The 11062-nt window shown below is 61.6% G+C and carries 10 protein-coding genes; 9 read left to right on the top strand and 1 reads right to left on the bottom strand.

Annotation, left to right across the window (positions count from 1 at the left end):
• Positions 1–397: 397 nt before the first annotated feature.
• Positions 398–2143 (bottom strand): alpha/beta hydrolase-fold protein, encoded by a 1746-nt coding sequence (locus IAE77_RS24465; protein WP_294232373.1) that lies wholly within the window; start codon positions 2141–2143, stop codon positions 398–400.
• 159 nt (positions 2144–2302) lie between these two features.
• On the opposite strand from IAE77_RS24465, the gene IAE77_RS24460 reads away from it, so the two are divergent.
• From IAE77_RS24460 to IAE77_RS24420, 9 genes are all read left to right on the top strand, one after another.
• Positions 2303–3016 (top strand): hypothetical protein, encoded by a 714-nt coding sequence (locus IAE77_RS24460; protein WP_294232371.1) that lies wholly within the window; start codon positions 2303–2305, stop codon positions 3014–3016.
• Positions 3013–4512, top strand: a complete 1500-nt coding sequence (locus IAE77_RS24455; protein ID WP_294232369.1) for a hypothetical protein — start codon at positions 3013–3015, stop codon at positions 4510–4512. Before IAE77_RS24460 ends, IAE77_RS24455 begins: the two co-directional genes overlap by 4 nt.
• An 8-nt stretch (positions 4513–4520) precedes the next feature.
• Positions 4521–5252: a hypothetical protein gene (locus tag IAE77_RS24450; RefSeq protein ID WP_294232368.1), complete on the top strand. Its 732-nt coding sequence runs from the start codon at positions 4521–4523 to the stop codon at positions 5250–5252.
• Between the two features lie 6 nt (positions 5253–5258).
• Positions 5259–6575, top strand: a complete 1317-nt coding sequence (locus tag IAE77_RS24445) for a polysaccharide deacetylase family protein (RefSeq protein ID WP_294232367.1) — start codon at positions 5259–5261, stop codon at positions 6573–6575.
• Between the two features lie 36 nt (positions 6576–6611).
• Complete coding sequence (gene ffh, locus IAE77_RS24440) at positions 6612–8042, top strand: signal recognition particle protein (protein WP_294232365.1); 1431 nt, start codon at positions 6612–6614, stop codon at positions 8040–8042.
• Positions 8043–8078: 36 nt separating this feature from the next.
• Positions 8079–9032 (top strand): Gfo/Idh/MocA family oxidoreductase, encoded by a 954-nt coding sequence (locus tag IAE77_RS24435; RefSeq protein WP_294232363.1) that lies wholly within the window; start codon positions 8079–8081, stop codon positions 9030–9032.
• Positions 9029–10165 (top strand): lipid-A-disaccharide synthase, encoded by a 1137-nt coding sequence (gene lpxB, locus IAE77_RS24430; protein WP_294232361.1) that lies wholly within the window; start codon positions 9029–9031, stop codon positions 10163–10165. Before IAE77_RS24435 ends, lpxB begins: the two co-directional genes overlap by 4 nt.
• A gap of 162 nt (positions 10166–10327) precedes the next feature.
• Entirely contained in the window at positions 10328–10771 is a 444-nt protein-coding gene (locus IAE77_RS24425; protein WP_294232360.1) for a hypothetical protein, read from the top strand.
• 39 nt (positions 10772–10810) lie between these two features.
• Positions 10811–10999, top strand: coding sequence for a hypothetical protein (locus IAE77_RS24420; protein ID WP_294232358.1), 189 nt, complete (start codon positions 10811–10813; stop codon positions 10997–10999).
• Positions 11000–11062 lie beyond the last annotated feature (63 nt).

Genomic DNA, 11062 nt, shown 5'->3' with positions numbered 1-11062 from the left:
ACTGCTCGCTTTCGCCGCTGTCATCGATTGGATGCAGCCGCTCAAGAGGTTTTAAAACACTGCCTAGGCGACCTTTAAAGCGGCCGTCGCGACGAAGGAGCCTCGCCCCGGGCTTAAAAGACTGAACCACAACGAATTGGAACGCCCTCCAAGGTTGTCCACCAGTCACGGTTGAACCATTGCGCTGTGCGGTTCAGCCCTTGAACCATGCGGTCCACCCGTTGCGCCGTGCGGTTCAGCCATCGCGCCGTGCGGTTCAGCCGTTGCACCGTGCGGCCCAGCCCTTGAACCATGCAGTCCACAGGTTGCTCCGTGCGGTTCAGCCGTTTCGTGGTAGTGCGGGCAATCTTGCCCGCCAAGAACGCGCTCGAGTTCGGGCAGGATTGCCCGAGCTACCTCAGAGCTTCGGCGGCGGTGGTTTGATCGGTGCCTGCTGGCCGCTGACGACGCCTTTGGCCTTGGTTGGACGCTTGTAGATCGTGTCGCCGCAGGCGATGAACAGTTCGCTGAGGTCTTTGCCGCCGAAGCACACATCATACGGCTGCTTCGGCGTCGGGATGACGAAGTTCACGCGTCCTGCTTGATCGCAGACTTGGATGCCAAGTGCCGTGGCGACGTAGAGCCAGCCGTTGGTGTCCACGCAGAGGCCAAATGCGCGAGATTGACCTTCCAGCTTATAGAAACGGCTTTGTTCCCTACCAACTGTTCCATCCGGCAGCAATGGCCTGCACCCGATGCTACCATCAGCAGATGAAACTGAGTAAAGTTGTGTTTGATCGGGAGAAAGAGCAAACTGAGAGAGATAAACGTCCGTCTCACCAGCTGCATCAATCACCTCTCCGTTGGATTTCACACATGCCAACCAGCTATGATCGGAACAGTAAAGCCTGCCATCAAAGGTCATTACCATATTGTCCGGGTATCCACCGATGCCATGCGCCCATTTTTTGAGTGAACCATCCGGATAAAATTTGAAGAGTTCGAGATGCCCGTTTGATTTGTCGGCTTCGCCATTCAGAAGGATCAGCACATTGTCTTTTGTCCATGTTGCTGCTCTCACGTCAGCGAGCGGAGGTTTCAAAAAGCTGGCTTTCCCCGACGGTGGGAAAAGACCAAACTCCCAAGGTGAAGTTCCTGAACTCCAAGCAAGCACATCGCCATCTAAGTTTGGGCAAAGGTGTTCCCACCTGGGATGTTTGGCGCCCGACTTGTATTCCATCCACTCTCCATCCCCCACAATCTCATACCCTCGCCACTTCGATTCGCCTTTCGGATTCGCTTGGACCTCGAGGTTCGTCTGCCAATCACGCCAGAGCCAGCGGAGGACGTCGGGGAAGATTTGGCTGGCGTGTTTTTGATTGTGGCCGCCTTCGCCCCAGGCGTGGTTCACGTCGTAGCCGGCCCAGGTGAGGCTGCGTTCCATCATCTGGTTGGCCATCCACCAGTCGCCACAGTAGAGGTTGTTGTCGCCAGAGCCGCTTTGAAGGAAGACGCGGAGGGGCTTGGGCTCGAATTTGCGGACGAGGACGGGCAGTTGATCGGCGCCGTGAATGCCGACGTAGGTGCCCACGCCGGTGAAAACGCGTCGAAAACGAGCCGGGCGGTGCCACGCGACCATGAAGGCGCAGATGCCACCGCTGCTGTTGCCGGAAATGGCGGCGTGATTGGGATCGGTGCTGAGTTTGAGGCCATGTTTGGCCTCAATGGCGGGCAGGAACTCGTCGATGAGGAACTGCGAGTAGGTGGGCGTGATGCTGTCGTATTCGTAGCTGCGGTTGAAACGCGGCAGCGCGTTGTCATTGACCGCCGGAACGACGCCGGGCTTGATGAAGATGCCGACGAGCGGCGGGATGTCCTTCTTCGCGATGAGATTGTCGAAAACGACCGGCGCCTGATAGATGACGCCGTCCTGGAAGACCATGAAGGCGGCAGGCTTGGTTTTGTCGTGGCCTGCGGGCAGGTAGATCTGGTATTCGCGCTGGGTGCCGGGGAAGACGCTGCTTTCCTTCGCCGTGTAGGTGTCTTTGACCATCGTGCCCTTTGGCACGTCGGGTTGCGGCTTGGAGTCGGCGGTGAGCGGAAACTCGGGCTCGGCATGAAGAGAGACGAGGCACAGAAGGAAGGGAGGCAGGAACCAGCGCATGGCCGGATGCTGGCAGAAACGAAAAGCGTCCGCCAGCCTCTTTTCGCGATCAAAAAATGTCCGCCCAATGAGTGAGGCCTCAGGGCGACTTCAGGCTTGTCTCACCGGGGCGTCCGGCTAGCATGCGGCTGCATTTTTGTCCCCCAAAATCCCTCCAGTGTGAAATCCGGTTTCGTCCTCGCGCTTGTGCTCGTTGCCGCCGGATTTTTCGTGTCCGTCGCGGCAGCGGAAAAGCGTGCCGATGACCCGGGATCGAGCCTGGACATCGCCATGCTGCGGCTGAACTACGAGCGCAGCCTGATCGAGGCCAGCCTGGCACCCATCAAGGCCCAGATCATGACGCTGACAGGGCTGGAGAAGCAGTTCGTGGACGCCCGCGACTACGACGCGGCGATCACCGCCCGTGACGAGCGCAAACGGCTGCAAAACGAGCTGGCGCAGCTCGACAAAGAACTGCTGCTGCTGCAACAGCGCAGCCTGGAGCGCCAGATCGCCTCCCTGCCCGACCGCATCAAGCTGCCACTGGAAGCCGCGACTCTCACCTACGTGCGCCGCGAAGGGGGCGCCATCATCGGCTGGTCAAAGCCGGGAGCCTCCGCCACCTGGAAACTGCCCGCGCTGCCGCCGGGGGGATACGAGGTCATGCTGAAGTATCGCTGCAGCGCGGCCGAAGGCGGCACCCTGCTGATCAAGGAAGCACGCTTCACGCTGACCACGAACATCGAAACGACGCTCAAAGGCCCGGAGGAGCGCAATGCCGGCACCATCAAGATCAGCGACGGCAGCGGCACCCTGACGCTGACGGCGCAGACACTCATCACGAACAACCTCATGCAACTCCTGGCCGTGGAACTGGTGCCAGCCTCGCGATGAAACACCCTCTGCCAGTGCTGCTCCGCGTCCTGCCCGCACTCGCCGGCACGGTGCTGCACGCCCAGACAGCGGCACCTGCCGACCCCCAGGCGCTGACGACGGCGCGTGCGGCGTTTCTGCGGCAGGTGATGACGGATTCACAGCTCCTCACGGAGCAGTATGCCCGCGCTCTCGCCAAGGCGGAGGTCGATGTGGCCGCGACGGGAGACTACGAGGAGGCCCGTGCGATCCGGCAACGGCTGGAGCAATTGAAGGCCCTGTATGCAGGCACCGCCTCGAGCCTGGCCACCCCGTTGCCGCTCGCGCAGGCACGCTTGAGCGGCTCCACGCAATCTGCGGGCGAAATGCTCAGCGGCTGGCGCTCCAACGGCAGCGGTGCCGAGTGGACGAACTTCCGCGTCGTCCCGGGTCGCTATCACCTGGAGTTCGAGGTGAACATGAGCGACTCGCCCGTGGCCGGGAGCATTTACGCGTCGTCGAAGTTCCAGCCGCAGCAGAGCGCCTTGTTTGAATTCAATGAGGTCACGCTGCTGGGCAATGCCTCTGACAACCGCCGCACCTTTGAGATCACACGCAGCACGGACGAGACCACCTTCACCACTGTGCGTGCCGGGCCGCTGACTTTCACCCACAGCCCGGTCAGCCTGCATTTTGGCAACAAGGCCGGTTATCCCGCGAACATCATTCGCATCCGCAATCTGCGCCTCGTCCCGGTCACGGAGGAAAACGCCGCGCCTGCCACGCCGGCCACGGCGGCTTCCACGACGATTCTCCAGCAGTCCACAGCCGCCCTGAACGCGGCCCTGGACGCTGCCAAGAAAGCCGCGGACGCCTCCTACATCGAGGCCTTGCAAAGTCTGGCCGCTGCCAAACCCGTGCTCAAAAAGCAGACCGAGGCCGAGGCCCGTCGTGTCGAGAAGCTCGGCCAGCAACGGACCGGAATCGCGGGCATTCATGCGGTGGCGTCGTCCAGCGGCAGCTTCGCCGGGTTTGAAAACATCACTGAAGCCTACCTGGCCGAAGGAGAGCCGCTGGCGGGCGACCGCTTCCAGGTCGTTCACGAAGGCCGGACGCTGCAGGTGCGCCTGCTGTGGGTGAACTGTGCTTCACCGGAAGAAAATGACCCCGGCGAAGCGGCCTTCGCGAAGTATTTCGGCATCGACGACGAGGATGTGGCGGGCATCGGCCGTTACGCCCGTGAATTCACGGCGGGTTTCCTGCGTGACAAGCCGCTGCGCCTGCTCGTCCGCCCGGACCCGGACCAGGACGGCACGCTGGCCGCGCTGGTCTTTCTGCCGGATGTGGGGTTGTTTCAGAATGTGCTGATCGATCACGGGCTCGCTGCGATCTCCCCGCCACCGACGGACTCCCGACGCAATGCGCCGGAAAAAGCGCTGCTGACCACGATGGATGCGCGTGAACGTGCCGCGAAGAAACGCAAACCCGCCCCAGGCGCCTGGGCGCTGGCCTCCGCAGCCCAAGGAGGTCGGAAGTGATGAAGCGCATGTGCATCGCCCTCGGCGTGATTTTTGCCTGCGGCAGGCTGTCTGCGCAGACACCGGCCGCCGCCGCGCCCGTTGCGCCCGCCGTCACACGTTTGCAGCAGATGGAAAGCATCTACCAGAAGGAGCTCAGTGCGCGCCACATCCCGCTCCTGGGCAAGTATCTGGTCGAACTGCAACGCCAGGCCGCCACCGCGACGGACAAAGCGCCCTACGAAGCTGAAATCGCCCGGGTGCAGCAGATCATCAGTTCCGGCGGCGTGGTGGATCTCATCGCCGCCCAGCAGCCGCAAACCGGCACCATGCCCATGCCGCCCGCCCCGGCCGTGCCGCCGGAGCGGAAACAGGCGCTGATTGCGCTGGCTCCTGCCCTGGCTGACACAGTGACGCCGCCCGCAGCGCCGGACAGTGCCACCGCGCCGGTCAGCGAGGCCGAATGGCGGATCGAGCGCATCGCGGCAGGCACCTATGACGTGCTGCTGCATTATTCCTGCCCGGATCTCAACGCTCCACTGCCCGTGGCGGTCGAATTCGCCGGTCAATCGCTCGAAAAGACGCTGGAAGCCGACCGCGGCACCAAGGACGAACAGACCTTCCGCATCTTCCGCGTCGGCAGCCTGACCTTGACCGGCGATCAACGCGGCGAAACACTGCGGCTCGTCGTGGGCGACAAGAGCAGCCCGAAACTCATCCTGAAGAACCTCCTCATCACCAAGCCGCGCCCCGCGAACTGACCTTCCATGCGCCCCGTCACCGCCATTCTCCTCGCCACCTTGATGCTTGCCTCCGTGTCCTCCTGCAAGCGCATCGAGGCCAAGCTCCGCCGCCTCGCGGAGCAAAGCGGCGTGACCCCCAAGCCGCCTCCTCCGCCAAAACCTGCGGAGCCCGTTTTGACCGCCGAGGAACAGGCCATCGAGAAAAAGCTCCAGGAGTCCGCGATGACCGACGCCGCTGCTCCCGAACCCGCCGTGCCTGCCGCCCCCGCCTTTGAGCTGAACAAGTCGTCCGTCGTCGCGATCCTGGGCTACCACGACTTCCGTGATCGTGGCGGCAGTCCGATGCTGATCTCCGCGCCGAAGTTCAAGGAGCAGATGCAGGCCATCAAGGACTCGAAGATTCCCGTCATTCCGCTCAGCGATGTGATGGCCTGGAAACGCGGCGAGAAGAACATCCCGGAAGAAGCCATCGTCATCACGATGGATGACGGCTGGGAAGGCGTGCACACGTATGCGTTTCCGATCCTGCGGGAACTCGGCTTCCCCTTCACCATCTACCTCTACAAGAAGTACGTCGGCGGAGCAGGACGTTCGATGAGCTGGGAGCAGATCAAGGAAATGATGCAGCACGGCTGCGAGGTCGGCAGCCACAGCGTCTCCCATGAGAGCCTCAAGAAGCGCCCGCGCAATGCCAAGGCCGATGCGGACGTGCAGCAGTGGATCCTGTCGGAACTGAAGGACTCGCGTGACTTCCTGGAGCAGAACCTCAAAATCAAGGTCACCTCCTTCGCCTACCCTTACGGCAACTTCGATGACGCCATCATGGAGACCGGCCTGCAGATCGGCTACGAGTCGCTCGTGACCGTCAACGGCCAGAAAGTCACCTGGGACACGCCGAATGGCAAACTCGGGCGCTACATCATTCACGGTGACAACGACACCAACTTCAAGCTGGCCACCAGCTTCCGCGGCCGCGGTGACGTCGGCTCGAACAAGTTCCTGGCGGCCACTTCGAAGAACGATCAGGGCGAGCAGCTCATCCAGCTCAAACCAGGGCCTGATGAAGTCATCACCGACAGGACGCCGCTGATCGAGGCGAACCTGAAGAAGCTCGGCACCATCGTTCCCGAAAGCGTCAAGCTGCGCATCGCAGGCCTCGGCACCGTTCCGGCCGACTACGATCCGTCCACGATGGTGGTGAGCTTCAAATTCCCCTACAAGCTGCGTCGCGAGGACTGTGCGCTCAGCCTCAGTTTCCAACGCGATGCCGCCCAGCCTGCCGAAGTGGTGAGCTGGCGCTTCAAAATCGACCTCAAGGCCGCATATCTGCCTGCGCAGTGACCATTCCTGCCCCATAGCCCCCCCTTTCTCCCCGACATGTTCTCCGCCCTCACCGAAAAACTCGAAGACGCCTTCAAAAAGCTGCGCGGCCAGTCCCGCATCAGCGAATCCAACGTCAACGACGCCATGCAGGAGATCCGCATGGCCCTGCTGGAAGCCGATGTGGACTTCAAGGTCGCCAAGGATCTCGTCGAAAGCGTCAAAACCAAGTCCATCGGCGCGGAAGTGCTGCGATCCGTGTCGCCCGGGCAGCAGATCGTCAAAATCTTCCACGACGAACTGGTCAAACTGCTCGGTAGCGATGCCAGCGCGTTGAACCTCGATCCGCCGCAGCGCATCCTGATGACCGGCCTCAACGGTGCCGGCAAAACGACCACCTCGGCGAAGCTGGCTAACTGGCTCAAGAAGCAGGGACGCCGCCCGCTGTTGCTCGCGCTCGACTTGTATCGTCCGGCGGCCGTCAAACAGCTCCAGGTGCTCGGCCAGCAGCTCAACGTGCCTGTCTTCGCTCCAGCGGAGGGAGAGAAGGACCCGGTGAAGGCCGCCAAGGCCTCCCTGGACTGGCTGAAGCAGCAAGGTGCCGGCATCGCCATCTTCGACACCGCCGGCCGCCAGGACCTCGATGAGGAATTGCTCGCTGAATTGAAGAAGGTCCGCGAAATCGTGCAGCCGAGCGAGACACTGCTCGTCGCCGACGCGGCCACCGGCCAGCAGGCCGTGAGCGTGGCGCAGAAGTTCAACGACGCGGTCGGCGTCACCGGTTTGATCATGACGAAGCTGGATGGCGACGCCCGTGGTGGTGCGCTGCTGTCGATGCGTCAGGTCACCGGCTGCGCGGTCAAGTTCCTCGGAGTTGGCGAAAAGATCGAGCAGCTTGAGATCTTCCACCCGGACCGCATGGCCCAGCGCATCCTCAACATGGGCGATGTGGTGAGCCTGGTGGAGAAGGCGGCCGAGGAGATCGACGAGAAGGAGGCGATGAAGCTGGCCGAGCGCATGCAGTCGAACAAATTCGACTTCAACGACATGCTGCAGCAGATGCGCATGATGAAGAAGCTCACCTCCGGCGGCGGCATGGGCGGCCTGCTCGGCATGCTGCCCGGGATGAGCAAGATGAAGGACGCGCTCGGCACCGACGCGGACAAGAAAATGAAGCATACGGAGGCCCTGATCCTCTCCATGACCCCGAAAGAGCGCCAGCGGCCGGAGATCATCAATGGCAGCCGTCGCAAACGCATCTGCCAGGGCGCCGGACGCCCGGTGATGGAGATGAACCAGCTCCTCAAGCAGTTCGACATGATGAAGAAGCTCATGAAGAACCAGGGAGCCATGATGCAGATGGCCAGCGCCATGATGGGTGGCGGAGGCGGGATGGGAGGCCTCGGGGGGCTTCTTGGCGGTCTGGGAGGTGGCGGTGGCAAGATGCCCAAGCTGCCCCCGGGCATGAAGTTCCCTGGCAAGTTTTGAATCTGAACGATCCCGCACTCACTCCCTCCCGTTTTCATGAGTTCCCCTTTCCGTATCGGAGTCGCCGGAGTCGGCGCCATTGGCAAGAATCACGCACGCATCATGGCGGAGATCGCGGCCGGCAGCGGCGGTTCCATCACGTTTGACGCCGTTTATGACGCGGACGCCGCCCGTGCCGCCGAATTTGCCGCGCAATACAACACGCACGCAGCCAGCGACCTGGATGACTTCGCGAAACGCGTCGATGCCGCCAGCGTGGCTGTTCCGACGGTTTTCCATCGCAAAGTGGCCGAACCGCTGATGCAAAACGGCGTTCACGTGATGGTGGAGAAGCCCATCAGCGAGTCCTACGCCGAGGCGCAGACGCTGATCGAACTGGCGAAGGCAAAGAGCGTCATTTTGCAGGTCGGACACATCGAGCGCTTCAACCCGGTGCTCCGCCAGCTCGAGGAACGGATGGACAACCCGCGTTTCATCGAGGCCCACCGTCTCTCCCCTTTCCCCAACCGCAGCATCGACATTGGCGTGGTTCTCGATCTGATGATTCACGACATTGAGATCGTGCTGCACCTGGTGAAGTCGGAACTGATCCAGATCGACGCGGTGGGCATCCCCGTTTTGACGAAGCGTGAGGACATCGCCAACGCCCGGCTCAAGTTCGCCAACGGCTGCATCGCCAACATCACTGCAAGCCGCATTTCGCCGGAAAAGATGCGGAAGATCCGTGTCTTCCAGAACGACAGCTACCTCAGCCTCGATTACCAGGAGCAGAGCGGCTGGATCTACCGCAAGGACGGCATGCAGATCATTCGTGACGCGGTCGAAGTCGAAAAAGGCGAGCCGCTGAAGCTTGAGATCGCTGCATTTGTGGAATGTGCCCGCCACGGCCGCCGGCCGATCGTCACTGGCCAGGAAGGCGCGGAGGCAGTGCGGATCGCGCTGGAGATCACCGATCAAATCGAGCGCAACGCAGCTCTCGGCACGAAATGAAACGCATCTTCATCATCGCCGGCGAGGTCAGTGGCGACACCCACGCCGCCGGACTGCTGCGTGAGTTGAGGACGCTGGAACCGGACATGAAAGTCCTCGGTCTGGGTGGTCCGCGCATGCAGGAAGTGGCCGGAGACGGCATCGAGGACTGGGTGGAAACCGCCGGCGTCGTCGGTTTGTTGGAGGTTTTGAAGATGTACCGCTACTTCAAAGAGAAGATGGACGCCGTCCTTGATGCGCTTCTCGATCAAAAACCGGAAGCGGTGATTCTGGTCGATTACCCGGGGTTCAACCTGCGGCTGGCGGACGGGCTCCGCCGCGGGGGATACCAAGGGCGCATCATCTACTACATCAGCCCGCAGGTCTGGGCCTGGAAGAAAGGCCGGGTGAAGACGATGGCCAAGGTGCTGGATCTCATGATCTGCATCTTCCCGTTTGAGAAGGAGTTTTATGAGAAGAGCGGCCTTCGCACCGAGTTCAGCGGCCATCCGCTGGTGGACCGTGTCGCCACGCTGAAACGCGAGTGGAAGCGCGAGCCGGATCTCGTCGGCTGGTTTCCTGGCAGCCGCGTGAACGAGGTCCGCCGGTTGTTTCCCATCATGATGGATGCCGCCAAGGCCATCAAACTGGCGGTGCCGGGCGCCCGTTTCGCCGTTTCCGCCGCCAACGAAAAGCTGGCAGGCTTCATGCGAGAAATGGCGGACGCCCATGGCATGCCGGAGGCGAAGCGCTGGATCGAAACCGGCACCGTTTACGATTTGATGCAGCGTGCCCAGGCCGGCGCGGTGGCCTCAGGCACTGCGACGCTCGAGGCAGCCTGTTTTGGCCTGCCCTACACGCTGATCTACAATGTGAGCTGGGCCACCTACGTCGTCGCGAAGCTTGTCGTGCGCATCAAGCACCTGGGCATCGTGAACATCCTAGCTAAACGCGAGGTGGTGAAGGAACTGGTGCAGGGCAGCCTCAACCCCGACACGCTGGCCAAGGCCACGGTGGACCTGCTGAAGGACGCCCCGCACCGGCAGAGGTTTCAGCAGGAGTTAGCGGACGTGGTGGCCACACTTGGCACCGGCGGAGCCTATGCACGAGCCGCGAAAGCCGTGCACGAGGTCACTGCAACGCCTCCCTGCTGATAGCGAGTCACCCTTCAATTTCCTGCGGTGCACTGCCGATGACGGGAAATCCGGGGCGTTGCCATTCGACATGCCTTTCCTCAACGACCGCCAGCACACTTCCGGGCGGAAACGTCACAGCCCCTTTCTTGCCCGCCACCAGCCGATGCGGATGCGTCACGGATGAACTGGAAGACACTCGTTTTTGTCGCAGTCGCTGGTGCGCAGTTGGCACCTTTGGCAGACTTCCCTCAATCTGCAGAACTCGCCCTGCTCATGGGCGATCTTCAGAGGCTCACCCACAAGTTGGCTCTCTCCGCGGAAGCGGGGAATGTTGATCTGGCGGCGTTTTATCTTCATGAGAGCCAGGAACAGCTTCGGAAGATTCAAACGGAGGCTCCGGAGTATGAAAACATCCCCGTGGCGCTGCTGATCGACCGCCTTGCGCATCCAGCTTATGAGCAGATGCAGCAGGCGGTCACGGCGAAGAATGCCAAACAACTGCGCGAGGCCATTCAGCCCATCGTCACCACCTGCAACGCCTGCCACACCGCCACGCAGCATGGCTTCATCCGCATCACTGCCGGCCCCGAAGTGAATCCCTTCAACCAGTCGTTTGCACCATAATGTAATCCAGAGCTTTAGCTCGCCGAACCTCCCTCATCCATGACTCGCTCACGAATCACCCAGCCACGTCTTTTCGGGCTGAAGCCTTGGATTACATTCGTCCTGCTCACCACCTCATTGTTCGCGGATCGCTGCGTGGTGCGCATCTACGGCGGAACGAAACGGCCGCTCGAAGCACGCGGACTTGGTTTCATCGTCGAGAAGGACGGTTTCGTGCTCACGAACTAGGCAGTGTTTTAAAACCTCAAAAGGCGAGAGAAAGAAGTTGTACTCACGGGTTGGATAACGGAT

Source organism: Prosthecobacter sp. (genome assembly GCF_014879935.1).
GTDB lineage: Bacteria > Verrucomicrobiota > Verrucomicrobiia > Verrucomicrobiales > Verrucomicrobiaceae > Prosthecobacter.
Note: the sequence above shows the minus strand (reverse complement) of the source record. Positions and strands in the feature narration are given on the sequence as shown.